General features: G+C 58.2%; 15 protein-coding genes. 8 read left to right on the top strand and 7 right to left on the bottom strand.

Features of this window, described 5'->3' with window-relative positions:
* Window positions 1-4: 4 nt before the first annotated feature.
* From algG to yaaA, 7 genes are all read right to left on the bottom strand, one after another.
* The gene (gene algG / locus KP808_RS05210) at window positions 5-1,615 is read right to left on the bottom strand and encodes a mannuronan 5-epimerase AlgG (RefSeq protein ID WP_058409305.1); all 1,611 of its coding nucleotides are present in this window, start codon (window positions 1,613-1,615) and stop codon (window positions 5-7) included.
* 26 nt (window positions 1,616-1,641) lie between these two features.
* The gene (locus KP808_RS05215) at window positions 1,642-3,126 is read right to left on the bottom strand and encodes an alginate export family protein (protein WP_058409304.1); all 1,485 of its coding nucleotides are present in this window, start codon (window positions 3,124-3,126) and stop codon (window positions 1,642-1,644) included.
* Window positions 3,123-4,535: an alginate biosynthesis TPR repeat lipoprotein AlgK gene (gene algK, locus KP808_RS05220; RefSeq protein WP_230017611.1), complete on the bottom strand. Its 1,413-nt coding sequence runs from the start codon at window positions 4,533-4,535 to the stop codon at window positions 3,123-3,125. The genes KP808_RS05215 and algK overlap by 4 nt, the downstream gene beginning before the upstream one ends.
* Before the next feature lie 2 nt (window positions 4,536-4,537).
* On the bottom strand, window positions 4,538-5,710 hold the full coding sequence (locus KP808_RS05225; RefSeq protein WP_002552254.1) for an alginate biosynthesis protein Alg44: 1,173 nt from the start codon (window positions 5,708-5,710) through the stop codon (window positions 4,538-4,540).
* A 40-nt stretch (window positions 5,711-5,750) separates the two neighbouring features.
* Window positions 5,751-7,232 (bottom strand): mannuronan synthase, encoded by a 1,482-nt coding sequence (gene alg8 / locus KP808_RS05230; protein WP_002552255.1) that lies wholly within the window; start codon window positions 7,230-7,232, stop codon window positions 5,751-5,753.
* Between the two features lie 100 nt (window positions 7,233-7,332).
* Window positions 7,333-8,649 carry a nucleotide sugar dehydrogenase gene (locus tag KP808_RS05235; protein WP_002552256.1) on the bottom strand — a complete coding sequence of 439 codons (1,317 nt, stop codon included), beginning with the start codon at window positions 8,647-8,649 and terminating at the stop codon, window positions 7,333-7,335.
* Between the two features lie 821 nt (window positions 8,650-9,470).
* On the bottom strand, window positions 9,471-10,250 hold the full coding sequence (yaaA, locus tag KP808_RS05240) for a peroxide stress protein YaaA (RefSeq protein WP_230017618.1): 780 nt from the start codon (window positions 10,248-10,250) through the stop codon (window positions 9,471-9,473).
* 202 nt (window positions 10,251-10,452) lie between these two features.
* Between yaaA and KP808_RS05245 the strand changes: the two genes are divergently transcribed.
* From KP808_RS05245 to KP808_RS05280, 8 genes are all read left to right on the top strand, one after another.
* Entirely contained in the window at window positions 10,453-11,631 is a 1,179-nt protein-coding gene (locus KP808_RS05245; RefSeq protein ID WP_058400633.1) for a polysaccharide deacetylase family protein, read from the top strand.
* Between the two features lie 294 nt (window positions 11,632-11,925).
* Window positions 11,926-13,320, top strand: a complete 1,395-nt coding sequence (locus KP808_RS05250; RefSeq protein ID WP_002552259.1) for a PhoH family protein — start codon at window positions 11,926-11,928, stop codon at window positions 13,318-13,320.
* Between the two features lie 115 nt (window positions 13,321-13,435).
* Window positions 13,436-13,921 carry a cyclic pyranopterin monophosphate synthase MoaC gene (gene moaC, locus KP808_RS05255; protein WP_044320541.1) on the top strand — a complete coding sequence of 162 codons (486 nt, stop codon included), beginning with the start codon at window positions 13,436-13,438 and terminating at the stop codon, window positions 13,919-13,921.
* Window positions 13,918-14,163 (top strand): molybdopterin converting factor subunit 1, encoded by a 246-nt coding sequence (gene moaD / locus KP808_RS05260; RefSeq protein WP_004658311.1) that lies wholly within the window; start codon window positions 13,918-13,920, stop codon window positions 14,161-14,163. The genes moaC and moaD overlap by 4 nt, the downstream gene beginning before the upstream one ends.
* Window positions 14,164-14,165: 2 nt before the next feature.
* Window positions 14,166-14,612 (top strand): molybdopterin synthase catalytic subunit MoaE, encoded by a 447-nt coding sequence (gene moaE / locus KP808_RS05265; protein ID WP_005746013.1) that lies wholly within the window; start codon window positions 14,166-14,168, stop codon window positions 14,610-14,612.
* A gap of 260 nt (window positions 14,613-14,872) precedes the next feature.
* A complete protein-coding gene (locus KP808_RS05270; protein WP_058400622.1) occupies window positions 14,873-15,523 on the top strand; it encodes a CsgG/HfaB family protein in 651 nt (216 codons plus the stop codon).
* Between the two features lie 27 nt (window positions 15,524-15,550).
* On the top strand, window positions 15,551-15,922 hold the full coding sequence (locus tag KP808_RS05275; protein WP_058409308.1) for a DUF4810 domain-containing protein: 372 nt from the start codon (window positions 15,551-15,553) through the stop codon (window positions 15,920-15,922).
* A complete protein-coding gene (locus tag KP808_RS05280) occupies window positions 15,919-16,578 on the top strand; it encodes a DUF799 domain-containing protein (RefSeq protein ID WP_058400623.1) in 660 nt (219 codons plus the stop codon). The genes KP808_RS05275 and KP808_RS05280 overlap by 4 nt, the downstream gene beginning before the upstream one ends.
* Window positions 16,579-16,657: the final 79 nt, after the last annotated feature.

Consider the following 16,657-nt stretch of genomic DNA (forward strand, 5'->3'; position numbering starts at 1 on the left):
TTCCTCATTCCCGCAGCTCGGTCTGGCTTTCGACGGGGTCGATCAATACGGCTTTCTTCTGGCGTACCAGCAGGTCGAGGATTTCGTCCTGGCGCTCACCGAGGACGCCGTTGAGGCTGATGCCGACTTCTTTGGTAGGCATCAGCATCGAGACGCGATACAGCTCGACACTCAGTGGCGAGTCGATGGACAGCGGGCCGGAACCATTGCTGGACAGTTCGCCGCCAACCATGATCAGCGAGACCTGAGCGTCGAACGGATCGAGCTCAATGTCGCGGTCGGTGTCGCTCAAGTCCTTGATGTGGCCGTAAACGCCCATCAGGCCGTTGCCCATGGCGACGTTCTCGTACAGCTTGATATTCACGCTGTTACGCACGCGGATACCGTGGCGGCGGTTGGCGATCACGCGATTGCCCCACAGCAGGTTGTTGCCGCTTTCGTACAGGGTGATGCCGTCAGTGTGGTTCTGGTAAATCTCGTTGTAGGCGACGATGTTGCCGACGCTGTTACGGTCCAGAACCACGCCGGACAATTTGTTGTTGTGGCTCTTGTTGCGGAAGATGAAGCTGTTGTCGACTTCCCGGGAAATGATGATTCCGTGCTTCTTCTTGGTCCCGTAAACATCGTTTTCGGCGATGATCAGACCGTGCGAACGGTCGTGCGGGTCAATGCCGTAAATGATGTTGTCGCGGTAGGTGTTGCCTTTGACCACGAAGTCGCGGGTTTCATAGCAGTAGAAGCCGTACCACATGTCCGAGAACTCTGAATCGATGATCCAGCCCGTCGGTTCGGCACGCTTGAGAATCTTCGCGGTATTGGGCGTGTACTGGGAAATACTGATGCCGTAGGACTTGCTCTGGTCGTAACCCATGCTCGCCATTTTGGTGTTGGCGATCCAGGTTTCCGAGCCACCCCAGGTCAACAGGAACGGACGAAACTCGTCAGGCTTGCGATAGGTCGCCAGGCTGTTGCGGGTTTCACTCCAGGCATTGACCTGAGTGTGGGTGATCAGCATCTTGCCTTCGCTGACGATGAACGAACCTTTTTCCTGAGACAGACGCAATTCCTTGGTCTTGCTGTCGATCTCGAAGATCCCGGTCTCCTTGACCAGGATCGGCAGGCGCGCCACGTAGACACCCGGCGACACTTCATTGAGGAACTGCTTGGGCACCTTTTTGGCCAGGTCCTGCAGGTTCACGTAGCCGTCGGAAATCATGATGGCCTGCGGGATGCCGCGCTGACGGTTGACCCATTCGGCCATCTTGTTATCGCCGCCGATGAATTCCTTCAGGCCGGTTTCTTCCATCATCCGCGAAACAGTGACCTTGCCCGGTTTGTTGCGCACGATCTTTTTCAGGGCGGCTTCGGCGGTGTAGCCCTTGAGGTCGGGCAACACCGGCTTGGCCATTTCCAACGGCTCGGTCGGCGGGCTGGTGATGGTGTAGGTCTTGGCCTGGTGCAACTCCTTGACCACCGCCTTCTGTGTGTCGGGTACGACAGGCGCGTTGGCCAGCGCCACACCGCTGGCCAGCAGCAGGGCGCTGGTCAGCAGTGCGCTTTCGAGCAGGGTGTGCGGCCAGTGTCGGCTACGCCCGTTGCTTGTATGACTGTTCATCTCTGGCACTCCTTTGGCGGTTCGCATCAGAAGCGCCAGATGACGTCGACAACAGCGCGGTGCATGTAGCTGTCCACGTTGTTCTGATACGCGTCGCCTGGCTTGAAGACACCTGCGCGCAGGCGCACCAGTGCCGAAGGTTCATCGAACGACTGGCTCAGCGAAGCCGGCAGCAGGCCTTGCTTGAAGTACTTGGTCACGACCAGGTCCATTTCCTGACCCAGGTCCTTGCTGCCGTCTTCCAGCGGCAGCGAGCTGAACGTACCGTTCTGGTTGTCGTTCACCGCGTTGATGCCCGAGCCACCGATACCGGTGTTGCCGTCCACGCGACGGAACTTGTGGTAGATCAGCGACGCGTCGTATTCCTCGTTCATCTGCCAGGAGGCGAACAGCGAGCCGGTTTCCACGTTGGCCATTTCGCCCTGGAAGGCTTCACCGAAACGATGGATGCGCGAACGCGTACCGGTCCAGTTGGAGCGGTTACTTTCCAGACCGTTCTGGACGTAGTCCTTGCTGGCGCGCGAGTAGGCGGCGCCGACTTGCCATTGCGGGTCCAGACGCAGGCGCAGGCCCAGGTCGGTGGCCCAGCCATTCATGTCACGGCTGTTCTTTTCGCCGGCGATGAACTGGTCGTTGGGAGCGGAGGTCACGCCGATCTCGTCGCGCGTTCCGTTCAGCCAGGTCAGGCTGCCCCAGTAGTTGAGCTGATTGGTGTTGCTGCGATAGTTGTAGGCATCGCTGTCAGCCTGCAGGCCGACCCAGGTCAGATCGCCATTGGAGGTCTTGTCCAGATCATCCAGCACCTGGCCCTGCGACTTGAGCTTGCCGTCGTCGGCACTGTGGTGAGCACGGATACCGGCCCAATGGCCTGGTGTCCACTGGTAGCTCACCGAGCCGAACAGGTGCTTGCGATCTTCGTCGTCAGGTGCCAGTTCGGTCAGGTCGGTGCGGTATTCGCTGAAACGCTGGGCAGCACCCAGTTCAGCGCGCAGCAGCGTGGTATCGAACGACCAGTTGATGGCCTCGATATTGGTGTCGTGCCATTGACCGTCGTCGTTACGCAGACGCTGACGACCGACTTTCAGGATCTCGCCAGGGTAGGGCGTGAAACCGCTGTAGCCGATCCAGAACTCACGCAGTGCGGCGTAGGTCTTGTCGGTTTCGCGCTCGCTGGCCGTGCCACGCGAAGTCTGGGTGCCGCTGCCGTCGCTGTTGCTCTGCTCCAGCGGGTCGGTCTGAATGATGTCGGTGGCGGTGACCACCTGGCCCATCGCGTAACCGCTCCAGTCGCCGCGCTCGCCATAGACCCAAGGGCGCAGGTCCAGGCCCACACCGTTGACGTCGCCGCCCGAACGGGTGCCCAGATCGCGATCATCCTCGGCCTGCGCCGTGGCTTTGATTTCGATACCGAAATTTTGCGGTTGTTCGGTCAGCGCTGCCAGTGTCGGGCAGGCCCACAACAGGGTGAAGCCAAGGCCCATGCCGGCGGCCATCAGGGGATTCAACTTCATAATGCTTCCTCACCGTCTTTTTCTTCTTGCAGGGCCTGCAATGCCATCGCGTTCTGAGTAGCGTTAGCGCCCCGGACTTTTTGCTCGCGTGCCAACAGGTCTTTGGCGGTGGCGAGCTTTTCAGGCGGCAGTTGTGTATTGAGGGCCTCGGCAAGCTCGGTCGCTTGCGGGGTCTGACTGGCCAGCGCCAGTTGCGCGAACACCCAGGCGTTGACCGGGTCGGGCATCGTGCCCTTGCCCTGCGAGAACAGTTGCGCGAGTGCGAAGTCGGCGCTGTTCTGGCCACCACGGGCGGCGGTCAGCAACTCGTCCACGGCTTTTTGCGAGTACACCTGACCGAGGTAGCCACGGCGGTAGATCTGACCCAGGTAGTAATGGGCGGAAATTTCCGTTGCTGTGGCTTTCTTCAGGTGCTCCTCGGCCTTGAAGGCATCGGGCGTGACCCATTTGCCTTCGTAGTACAGGCGTCCAAGCAGCAGCTCGGCGCGAGGCTGATCCGCCGCGCGGCCGTTGTTCAGGTATTCCATCATCTTGTTGACGTCGCCCAGTTCGGGGAAGTCGTAAAGCAGTTTGGCCAGCGTGACCCACGAGACCGGGTAGCCCGGCGCAACGCTTTCCAGCAATTGCTGAGCGGTTTTTTCGTCGGGCGTACCGATGGTGGAGTCACCCAGTACGCGCGCGACGCTGTCCACTCGTTGAGCATTGACGCGGCCAGCGGCGTAGTCGCTCTTGAGCTTTTCGATCAAGGCCGTGCGTTGCTCGGCCTGGCCGCGTGTCTGGTAGACAGTAGCCAGTTCGACGTAGCAGATATCCGTGGCTGACAGTGCCTGTTTGCAGATGCTCTCGACCTCATCGAGGTGTTGAGCATAAGTGCCTTGCGTGCGATACAGCAGCACCTGAGCCAGACCTGCCTCCGGATAACCGGCAGCGCGCCACTCACTGATCTTCTGCTGCGCATTCACTTCAGGGAAGGTGTGCGGGTATTGCAGATACAGCATCGCCAGCGGGATCAGGGTGCCGGATTCGCCATTGGCGAAGGCCTTTTTCAGCAGGCCTTCGGCTTCGCGATGTTCGGCTTCGGTAGCGTCGGGCTTGGCAGCCAGCAGACGGCCCAGGCGCGACTGCGCCCGAGGGGAGGTCTGCGCGGCAGCGCGGTAGGTAGCCTCGGCCTGCTTGAGCTGAGCCGGGTCGCGGGTCGCGACCTGAATATCAGCAAGGCCGACTTGCGCGTCGCTGTAGCCCAGGTCCGCCAGCTGCCGATAGTTCTGCTCCGCCAATGCAGTGTCGCCGTTTTTCAGGGCTTCATTGGCAAGGCGTTGATCAGGCAGGCCGGCACAGCCGCTCAGGCCGAGCGCGACGGCGAGGCTCAGTAGCGTGGGGGTCGACAGGCGTCGTAGTGGGCTGTTCATGGTTACAGACCCGCAGCCATTGCTTTATCGATCAGCCAGTTCACGGACGGGCCACGATCGCTGACCACTTCGACAGGGCGACCGGCAAGCGAGCTGCTCAGGCTTTCGTCAGGCTTGATCTGCACACGGATGTCGGTGGACAGGTCGGCGTCGCTCAGGTTGGTGCTGCTGACGATCTGACCAGTGCGCAGTTTGTCTTCGCCAGCGATCTGGAAGCTGACACGTGTGCCTGGCTTGACGTCGTTGAACTGGCGATAGGTGAAGCGAGCTTCAACAGTGGCCGGCGCGTTGCGTGGCACCAGTTGGAAGATCACCTGACCCTTGGACGCGAACTGACCGTCGGCAACCAGTTGGCGAGCTACGACGCAATCGCACGGGCTGGTCATGGTGCCGCTCATCTGCTTGCCATACAGCTCTTCGATCTTGGCGGGCTGCAGGTCTTCACCGGTCAGGCTGCCTTTGAGCATTTCCAGCATGCTGGTGTTGAAGGTTGCCAGTGGCGCGCCTTTGGCGGCTTCGCCATTCTGAGCGACCAGGCTTTGTACGGTACCTTCACGCGGCATGGTCACGTCCATGCTTGGAATGGTGACCAGACCGGCCGATGCATGGCTGACGAAGTACAGGCCGTAGATCGTCTTGAAGATGAAGCCGAAAGCGGCCAGACCGACAATGAACACGCCCAGGCTGAAAGTCACGGCGCGCAGGCGACCCATGGCGCTCATGCCGCTGTCCTTGCCCTTGACCTTGCGTGCCTTGGTGAAGTTGTCGCGCTGCAGCGTGGCCAGCACTTCGCCCAGGGTGACGACTTCGCCGGACAGGTGCGAGGTGATCAGGTGGCGCAGGGTAGCGATGTCCTGAGGTTCCAGATTCTGGAACTGGCAACCGATGCGGTTGCTGGCGTTGTCGATCGAGCGCACCTGCAGATCGACGTCCATGGCCAGGCCAAGGTTGTCGATGATGAATTGCAGGCGTCCCTTGACGATCTGCCCTTCGCTGAATTTCTGCCCGGACGGAGCAACGAAGCTCAGGCCACCGGCCGACAGGTCTTCGATACGTACCAGCGGCGCGTTGGGCTGGTCATTCAGCAGGCGCAGCTTGGCAGGGATCTTGATCCGCGCGTGTTGGCGCTGGGCTTCGGATTCATGTACGACGTTCGCATTCACGGCTGTATTCATGGCTAATTTTCCTACTTAAGCGATTAATCCGTTGGCCCGGTCAAACCATCGTCAACAGCACAGCGACGAAGATGGTGCCAGCCGAGAAAGTCATGGTTCGGGACGACCACGTGTTGAACCAGCCCTGAAAGCTGGCCATGTCGCGGCTTAGTTTGGTGTCCTGGCGAGTCCAGGACTGGCGGTCCAGGCGGAAGAAGACATAGATCTTCATCAGCGCGCCGACGATCTGGTTGTAATAGAGAATGATCGGGTAGGCAGGCCCGATTCTGTGTCCCGAGAGGGACAGCAGCAGGGTGAGGATCAGACGGGTCATGCCGATCCACAGCAGATACATCAACAGGAACGCGCCGCCATACTTGAAGCTGGCGATCAGGGCGACGGTCAGACCGAGGATGGAGGTCCACATCGACACACGCTGGTCGAACAGCACGATGCTGGTGAAAATCCCCAGGCGACGTACGCCCAGACCCAACGCACGCGAGTTCTGACGCAGGTTATTGCCGTACCAGCGATACATAAGCTTGCGGCTGGCCTTCAGGAAGCTCTTCTCGGGCGGGTGTTCCACGGTGTTGATCGCTGCGTCCGGCACGTAGAACGTGTCGTACCCCAGGCGCATCAGGCTGAACCAGCTGGACTTGTCGTCGCCGGTCAGGAAGCGGAAGGTACCCAGACGCCAGTGATTGAGCGAGTCGCTTTCCACGTCGGCAATGAACTCGGGGTCGGTTACCACGGTTGCGCGGAACACCGACATGCGACCGGTCATGGTCAATACGCGTTTGGACAGGGCCATCGAGCACATGTTGATGTGACGCTGAGCGAAACGCAGCTTGTGCCACTCGCTCATGATGTAGCCGCCACGTACTTCACAGAACTCGTTGGTGGTCAGGCCGCCGACGTTGTCGAACAGCTGGAACCACGGCACGGTCTTGGCGACTACACCTTCGTTGAGCACGGTGTCGCCGTCGATCACTGCAACCACGGCACGGCTGTCAGGCAAGTGACGCGAGATGGCGCGGAAGCCATAGGCCAGACCATCGCGCTTGCCGGTGCCCGGAATGCGTACGAAGTCCAGCTTGACGCGCTCCGGCGGGTTGAACTTCGCCCACATGCTCTTGACCAGCAGCTCATCGGACATTTCCACCAGCGAGCAGACGATAGTCGTCGGCAGGCCACAGTCGATGGCTTCGCGGATAACCGAGTTGTAGACCTGTGCGGTGGTCAGCGCGTCGATGCGGAAGCTGGTGACCATCAGAAACACATGGGACGGGTCTGCTGCACTGCCCAGCTTGCGAACCTTGCGGCGCAAGTGCGGGTAGACGATGTACAGGAAAATCATCCCGCGCACGAAGTGCGTGATCCCCATCGAGTAGCGCCAGATACCAACGGCACCAATCAGGAATATAAAGTTCTTCGACTGTGAGTCGAAGATACTGGTAGGCAATGCCGCGGCAAGGCCCATGAGTAAACTTAAATAGAACAGCCAACCTGCGGCCTGTAACAGGCCGTGCTTGAGCCTCTGCATAATCGTATCCCTAAGTCAGTTGCGAGCCTCAAGCCCCAGGCTGCAAGCACATTGCTTGAGCCTGTGGCCTGGAGCCTGGCGCTTGTGGCTTGCGGCTGATTTACCAGCAGATACCTTCGGCGCGACCGTCTTCGCTGGTGGCGTTGGTCATGAAACCCACCAGATCGATGACGCGCTTGCCTTCGGGAGTCTTGTTGGCGAGGGCGCGGAAACGCTCATCGCGGTTGCCAAGGATGATCACGTCAGAGTCGTTGATGACCTGATCGAAGTCCGAATTCAGCAGCGACGATACGTGCGGAATCTTGGATTCGATGTAGTCCTTGTTGGCACCGTGAACGCGTGCATATTCGACGTTGCTGTCGAAGATGCTCAGGTCGAAGCCCTTGCCGATCAGCATTTCGGCCAGTTCTACCAGCGGGCTTTCGCGCAGGTCGTCAGTACCGGCCTTGAAGCTCAGACCCAGCAGTGCAACCTTGCGGGTGTCGTAGCTGGCAACCATGTCGAAAGCGTTCTGCACTTGCGAGGTGTTGCTGCGCATCAACGAGTTGAGCAACGGCGCTTCGACATCCAGGCTGCTGGCGCGGTAGGTCAGGGCGCGAACGTCTTTTGGCAGGCAGGAGCCGCCGAATGCGAAGCCTGGGCGCATGTAGTACTGGGACAGGTTCAGCGCCTTGTCCTGGCAGACCACGTCCATCACTTCACGACCATCGACGCCGACGGCCTTGGCAATGTTGCCGATTTCGTTGGCGAAAGTAACCTTGGTGGCGTGCCACACGTTGCAGGTGTACTTGATCATTTCGGCAACGGCGATGTCCTTGCGGATGATCGGTGCGTCGAGTTCTTCGTACAGCGATTGCAGTACGTCGCCCGAGGCTTTATCGAACTCGCCGATCACGGTCATTGGCGGCAGATCGTAGTCCTTGATTGCGGTACTTTCACGCAGGAACTCAGGGTTTACGGCGACACCGAAATCAACACCGGCTTTTTTGCCGGAGCAGTCTTCCAGAATCGGGATGACCACGTTGGCAACCGTGCCTGGCAACACAGTACTGCGAACAACGATGGTGTGGCGGGTGGCTTTGTCACGCAGGACATAGCCGATTTCGCGGCATACCGACTCGATGTAATCGAGTTCCAGATCGCCGTTCTTCTTGCTCGGCGTACCGACACAGATCATCGACAGGTCAGTGGCGCGAATGGCTTCGGCGAAGTCGGTAGTGCCGCGCAGTTTTCCGGTACTGATACCTTTCTGCAGCAGTTCTTCCAGACCCGGTTCAACGATAGGTGATTTGCCGTTGTTGATCAGATCGATCTTGGTGCTGGAAATATCCACACCAACTACATCGTGACCGCGGGCAGACAGGCAACCGGCACAGACTGCACCGACATAACCCAAACCAAATATGCTGATACGCATCGTATTCTCCTCGATTTTTCACGCCATAAATTGGCTGGATATTAATTTTGGCCAGCAGATTTCACGCGCTATCCGTTACGGCTAACAACGCCGTAGAACTAACGCAGGCATATTTAATGAGTGAGTGCCCAAATAGGTGAGGCGAACTCAAATGACACTAAGTACAAGCGGCAAGTGACCTGTCCGGTGGGCAGGGCCCTGCTCTCCTTGGATGCAGTAAACCACTCCTGTTTGACGATTGACGGCGGACCTCGTTCGGAAAACCTGTGGCTAGAGCCCTGGCTGACCTTGTCGAATCCTGCGCATCACACCTGTTTGGCGCTTCGCCTGTCTACAACATCAACTAGTGATGTGAGTTTAGTTCTGATACCTGACGCCAGTGACGCCAGTGTTGTGTGAACCTGGCTTCCCTGTCGGTAACTTCCCGTTTTTCCGGTCGACCTGTAAGTGATCTCTTACACGTCAGCCCAGAATTGTTACGGGATGTAGGAGCGTAGGAATTCCCATTTAGTTCCGGGCCGCTCGTCCTGATTTGCGGATTTTGGTGTATCCAGTTTGTGACGGGGGCAGTATCGCGATGATGGCTTTTTTCTTAAAAGCCTTAGTTTGCGGGGATTACAGCGGGGTAGGTATTGAAGTGCCATTACGGTAAAAAGCTAAAAAGCCACTACGTAAAAAAATGGATTTTTTTTCATGAAAAAATCAGGCGGGAGTGTGTCGTCGAAAAGTTGACGTTTATCTGGCGTCACGATGTTGGCATTTGCTGTTGGATCGTAGGACAGGTCGTGTAACAGCCATGCGTTACACGACGGTTACAGTATCTAGTCTTCTGTGACGTTGCGCAAAAACACTAACTTGTCGGGCGTCGACTGCTCACGGTTATAACGATAGCCCTGAACATCGAACGCCTGTAACGCCTCGGGACTGTTGATACGTTCCTCAATGACGAAACGGCTCATCATGCCGCGCGCTTTCTTGGCATAGAAGCTGATGATCTTGTACTGCCCGTTCTTGAAGTCCTTGAACTCGGTGTCAATGATCCGGGCGTTGAGCGCTGAACGTTTGACCGCAGAGAAGTACTCGGTAGATGCAAGATTGAGCAGCAGGTCGTCGTCCTGAGCTGCCAGCGCTTCATTCAACCATTCGCTGATCTGCGTGCCCCAGAACGCGTAGAGATCCTTGCCACGAGCGTTGGCCAGTCGCGTGCCCATTTCCAGGCGATACGGCTGCATCAGGTCCAGCGGGCGCAGCAGCCCGTAGAGGCCGGACAGCATGCGCAGGTGATCCTGGGCGTAGTCGAGCTGCGCGTCGCTCAGTGTTTCGGCCTGCAGGCCGGTATACACATCGCCTTTGAAGGCCAGCAGCGCCTGCTTGGCATTGTCGAGTGTAAAGGCCGGGTTCCAGCTGCCGAAGCGTGCCGCGTTCAGCCCGGCAAGCTTGTCGGACAGGTGCATAAGTTCGCTGATCTGCGCCGGCGTCAGTTCACGCAGTTGGGTGATCAGCTCCTGAGAATGATCCAGATACTGCGGCTGAGTGAAGCATCCGGTAGTGGGCGGGGTCTCGAAATCGAGGGTTTTTGCCGGGGAAATCACCATCAGCATGAAGTCGTCTCCTTTGATCGTCCGGTGATTCTAGGGGCTGATGGCTCATGACTCCAGCTATGGTAACGATAGAATTCGGCGTGTTTGTCACGCCAGCATGTCGTGCGGCTTTGTATGCGCACCGACATAAGAAGCCAGGCTCATATCAGCTATAGTGGCGCGTTGGTCATGATGTTAACGGTTGATCGAGAGGGCATCGGGTTTGCGTATTGTTTTAGCAGTGTGTGCAGGTCTGTTCTGGCTCCAGGCGCAGGCGGCAGTGCCGGTCACTGCCACCATAGACCGCAGTGTATGGCCTGAGCGCCTTGAAACGCCGGGGTTGTTCGACGTCGCGTCGCGCGCGGAAATCCTCGCCTTTGCCCACGAACTGTACCTCAGCGAGAAGCTGGACGAGGAGGGGCTCAAGCAGCGCCTCGGCCTGCGCTTCGTCAACGTGCCTTCGTTGAACGTGGTCCGCCATCGTCTGTGGCTGCGCTTGCTGGAAAACTATCAGAATGCTCAAAAGAGCTGCGAGCAGGATGCCAACTTTTGCGTGCTGGTCGAGGACATGGACCAGCTGCGTCAGCGCGCTGAAGAATTTCAGGTGTCGAACGATTCGTTCTACGCCAACTGGGCCAGACCCGCCGCCGCGTTCCACCAGCGCTATCTGAACGAGCTGCTGTTCATGGCTGCCTTGTTCCCGCAGACCAGCAGCGAGATAGAGCGCTACAACTCTGATGAGATGAGTGGCGACGAGATGCCGGACCGTACCTTCATGCTCAATTTCGAAAGCGGCCCGAGCCCGGCCGATGGCGGAACCGACTGGCTGGCCGACTTCATGCGTCAGCAGAAGATGACCGCCACCTTCTTTGTGTTGGGCAAGAGCCTTCAGGAGCGCCTCGACAGCACATCGGCCACAAGCCTGCAGGCGCTGTATCGCCAGCAGTGCGTGGGCATTCAAGGGTGGGAATATCGTTCGCATAGCCAGTGGCTGGACTGGCAGGACTCAGTGCAACGCAGTGCGGCACTGGTTCAGCGTGTGCTGCCGGATAACTTCGTGCCGCTGTTTCGCCCGCCTTACGGCCATCGGCGGGCCGACAGCGGAGACTTCTTCCGCGCCGAGCATTTACGCGTGTCATTGTGGAACATCGACGCCGATGACAACACCGGGCGGCTTTCGGCAGAGCAGGTGGGCGACCGCGTGTTGACCCTCATGCTGCTCTGGCGCAAGGGCACGGTGGTCTTCCACGACGTGGCCAACAAGGCGCAGTCCGCACTGCCGTTGCTGCTGGCCAATACCGCGCAAAGCGAGTTGATCTGGGACGATTGCCGGAATATCTCTGAAAGCCCCGTAGAACAAGGGCCGCAGAGCAGTGAAGAGGCTGCGCCCGAGGGGGAATGAAGGCAGATTCGGCGTGGGCGGACTTCCGACTTTAAACGTGCTGTGTACGTCCGCCAAGCTCTATTCGTCAGGCTGTGAAATAAACTTCAAAAAACTGTCAAAGAGCTTTTTTCTGTCATCCCTTTTGCTGTATTACGAATACAGACCGCCGAAACCTGCAACACAGGTGGCGTCTTCCAAGACCCACCTTGAGCGACATTTCTCCCCTGCCTGAAGGGAAGAATCCGGCGGCCTTTTCGTGGCGCAGTACTGTCGTGGTTCTGCGTCGCCCGGCTTCTACAAAGGTGAGCGAGTATGGATGACCACGGACGCACCCCTTCCACTAACCAGCCAATCCTTTACGTGCTCGATACCAACGTATTGATTCATGATCCAAACGCACTGCTGAATTTCGAAGAACACCACGTCGCCATCCCCATGACGGTTCTGGAGGAACTGGACAAACTCAAGGCCGGTAAACATTCGGTTGCTGCCGAGTGCCGCCAGGCCATCCGCCTGATCGACAAGACCCTCGGCGAGGCTAACCCTGAAGAAGTTGAAAAGGGCGTGCCGATCGACCGCGGGACCGGTGTTTTCAAAGGTTTTCTGTCGATTTTGATGAGCAAGCGCGAGGAACCCAACAGCCTGCTGCCCGAACACCTCAACGACAACATCATCATCAACCAATTGATCGACCTGCATGCGCGCAACAAGGACTTGAGCGTTGTGCTGGTGACCAAAGACATCAACATGCGCCTCAAGGCGCGCGCCTGCGGCATTGCGGCCGAGGATTACAGCACCGACCAGCTGGTCGACGACGTTTCGCTGTTGTCGCGTGGCTACCACGACATGACCGGTTCGTTCTGGGACCGGGTCAACAAGGTCGACACCCGTCAGGAGCGTGGCCGTACCTGGCACCGCGTACAGCTCAATGAAATGCTGCCTGCGGTTCATATCAACGAGTTTATTGTCGATGAACAGGGCTTCGTGGGCTGGATCAAGGGCGTCAAGAACGACGAACTGCTGATTCTGGACATGCACCAGGAGCCACTGCTGCATCAGGAAGCCTGGGGCCTGAAACCGCGTGATATCTATCAGGGGCTGGCGTTGTTCGCACTGCTTGACCCGGATATTCACCTGGTCAACCTGTCCGGTGCCGCGGGTTCGGGTAAAACCATTCTGGCGTTGGCCGCTGCCATCGAGCAGACCATGGTCACCAAGCGCTACCGGCGCATCATCGCTACCCGCAGTGTTCAGGGCCTGGATCAGGAGATTGGCTTCCTGCCCGGCACCGAGGCGGAAAAGATGGAGCCTTGGCTCGGCGCGATCACCGACAACCTTGAAGCGCTGCACATGGATGATGAAAACACTCATGGCAGTGTCGACTACATCCTCAGCAAGGTGCCGTTGCAGTTCAAATCCCTCAACTACATTCGAGGTCGCAGCTTCCAGCAAAGCCTGATCCTGATCGATGAATGCCAGAACCTGACCCCGCACCAGATGAAAACCATCATCACCCGTGCCGGTGCCGGTTCCAAAGTGGTCTGCCTGGGCAACCTGGCGCAGATCGACACCCCTTACCTGTCAGCCACCAGTTCCGGGCTGACCTACCTGACGGAGCGCTTCAAGGACTTCCCGAACGGCGTGCACATCACCCTGCAAGGCGTGCCACGCTCGATACTGGCCGAATACGCGGAGAGTCATTTGTAAATCAGATGCATGCGGGGAGCCCATGTGTGAATGGGTTCCTTGCTTGCAGCTCACGGCTTGTAGCGTGTAACTGCCACTCCCTCTACACTTCTTGCTTCTGCCAAGGAGTAACGTTGTGCTCACTCATCTCGATTCCCAGGGTCGCGCCAATATGGTCGATGTCACGGATAAAGCCGTGACGTCCCGTGAGGCGGTGGCCGAAGCAGTGGTGCGCATGCTGCCCACCACGCTGCAAATGATTGTCAGCGGCGGTCATCCCAAGGGGGATGTATTTGCCGTTGCGCGTATCGCCGGTATTCAGGCGGCAAAGAAAACCAGTGATCTGATCCCGCTCTGCCATCCATTGATGCTCACCAGCATCAAGGTTCACCTCGCCGCTGACGGCGATGATGCGGTGCGTATTACTGCGAGCTGCAAGCTGGCCGGGCAGACCGGTGTGGAAATGGAAGCCCTGACTGCCGCCAGCGTTGCGGCGCTGACTATTTACGATATGTGCAAGGCGGTTGATCGCGGCATGGTCATCGAGTCGGTTCGGCTGCTGGAAAAGCTCGGCGGCAAGAGCGGTCACTTCATTGCCGATCAGGCACAGGTCTCGTCATGAAGGTACAGGTTCAGTATTTTGCCCGTTACCGTGAAGTCCTTGGCCTGGACAGCGAGTCTGTCGAAGGCACGTTCGACACGCTGGATGCACTGCGCCAAACGCTGTTGCAGCGTGGCGAGGCCTGGCAGGTCCTTGCCGAGCAGAACCTGATGTGTGCCCGCAACCAGGAGCTTTGCAAGCCGACCGAGCCGCTGTCTGATGGTGATGAAGTCGCGTTCTTTCCGCCCGTGACCGGAGGCTGAATATGACCATTCGTGTTCAGGCTGCGGCGTTCGACCCCGGCACTGAAGTCAACGCGCTGCATGCTGCCAACCTCGGCATCGGCGCGGTGGTCAGTTTTGTCGGCTATGTGCGGGATTTCAACGAAGGGCGTGAAGTGTCCGGCATGTTTCTGGAGCACTATCCGGGCATGACCGAAAAGGCACTGGCAAAAATCGTTACCGAGGCCGAACAGCGCTGGCCGTTGCTGCGCGTTGATGTGCTGCATCGGGTAGGGGCGCTGGAGCCCGGCGAGCCGATAGTATTCGTGGGCGTTGCCAGCGCTCACCGGCAGGCAGCGTTCGAAGCCTGCGATTTCGTCATGGACTACCTCAAGACCCGCGCGCCGTTCTGGAAGAAGGAAAAGACTTCCGAGGGACCGCAGTGGGTTGAAGGCCGCGATAGCGATCAGGCAGCAGCCCGGCGCTGGTAGTCGTGGGTCGTTGCGCCCATCTTTTTTGCCTGAACGTCTGACCTTCCGCTTTTTATATCGTCTATTTGCATCTTTCTCGGTACAGAAAGATGGCTTCGGGCTATCATGCGCGGCCGCGAAGAAGCGGCCTATTGGCTTTGCCCAATCCTATTCAATAACTGTCCGAACGTGATCGCGTTTTGCGAGCCACGTTGCGGACAGTTTTTCGTAAACGCTCGGAGCAGAATGTGAAGAAACTTCAGCAGTTTTTGGTTTCAGGGATGACGACAGCGGCTTTATTGCTGGTTGCTGGTTGTGCAACGGAAAGCTCGCGGGCGCTGCCTGTGACAAAGGTTGAAAGTGCTGGAGTTGCCTATGCCGGTGCGCGCTATCCGGTTGCGGTCGGCAAGTTCGATAACCGCTCCAGCTATATGCGCGGGATCTTTTCCGATGGCGTCGATCGTCTTGGCGGTCAAGCCAAGACCATCCTGATCACCCACATGCAGCAAACCAACCGGTTCAATGTGCTGGATCGCGACAACATGGAGGAGATCAAGCAGGAGGCGGCTATCAAATCCACCGCTCAGCGCTTGAAAGGTGCTGACTATGTAGTGACCGGTGACGTGACGGAGTTCGGTCGCAAAGAAGTCGGCGATCAGCAACTGTTCGGCCTGCTGGGCCGCGGCAAATCCCAGATTGCCTACGCGAAAGTCGCGTTGAACATCGTCAATATCAGCACCTCGGAAGTGGTGTACTCGACTCAGGGCGCAGGCGAGTTCGAGCTTTCCAACCGTGAAGTCGTCGGCTTTGGCGGCACCGCCAGTTATGACTCGACACTCAACGGCAAGGTTCTGGACCTGGCCATGCGCGAAGCCGTCAACAACATGGTGCGTGCGCTCGACAGCGGTGCCTGGAAACCGACTGCCAACTGATATTTCAAAAGGGAATTTGTGGTGTTCATGAATCGTTTTAATGTTTCGTTGCGCAGTGTCGCAATGCTTTTAGTCGCCGGCGCGTGCCTGACGGGCTGTGTCCAACAGCCGAAAACCTTGTACCAGTGGGGCAGTTACCAGCCTGAGGTGTACGAGTATTTCAAAGGCGAGTCCAAGGAAGCCCAGGTCGCCAAGCTCGAAGAAGACCTGCAGAAAATCCGCTCTACCAACGCGACGCCGCCACCGGGCTACCATGCTCAGTTGGGCATGCTATACGGCAGCATTGGCAAGGATGACCAGATGGTTCAGGAGTTGCGCACGGAAAAGGCACTGTTTCCCGAGTCGGCCACTTATATGGACTTCCTGCTCAAGAACGCCCACGCAGGAGTCGTCAAATGAACCTCGCTCATCTGAAAGTTGCTGTAAGCCTGTTTGCCGTTGCCCTGCTGTCGGGTTGTGTTACCCCGCCGACGGTGGACTACTCGGCCTTCAAGGAAAGCAAACCGCGTTCGATTCTGGTACTGCCGCCGGTCAACGAATCGCCTGACGTCAAGGCGACGTACAGCACCTTCTCGCAGGTGACCTACCCGCTGGCCGAGTCGGGCTACTACGTGTTGCCAGTGGCGCTGGTTGACGAGACGTTTCGCAATAACGGCCTGACCAACGCCAATGATATTCAGGCGACATCGCCCGCCAAGCTGCGTGAGATCTTCGGAGCCGACGCCGCGATGTACATCACGGTCAAGCAATACGGCACCAGTTACGTGGTCATCAATAGCCAGACCGTCGTGACGGTCACGGCAAAGCTGGTTGATCTGCGCACCGGTACTGCGCTGTGGACGGGTACCGCGTCGGCGTCCAGTGAAGAGGGCGGCAACAATAGCGGTGGCGGTCTGGTGGGTATGCTGATTACCGCGGCGGTCAAGCAGATCATCAACAGTTCGACCGATGCCGGTCATCCCATCGCCGGGATAGCCAGCAACCGACTGCTCACTGCTGGTCGGCCGGCGGGCCTGCTTTATGGTCCACGTTCGCCGAAGTACGGTACTGACTGATTCTCACGCTGCTGATTTCCGGCAGGCACAAAAAAAGCGCAGCCCCGTAAGGGCTGCGCTTTTTTGTTGGCCACATGTA

The sequence above is a fragment of the Pseudomonas savastanoi genome (assembly GCF_020917325.1).
GTDB lineage: Bacteria > Pseudomonadota > Gammaproteobacteria > Pseudomonadales > Pseudomonadaceae > Aquipseudomonas > Aquipseudomonas amygdali.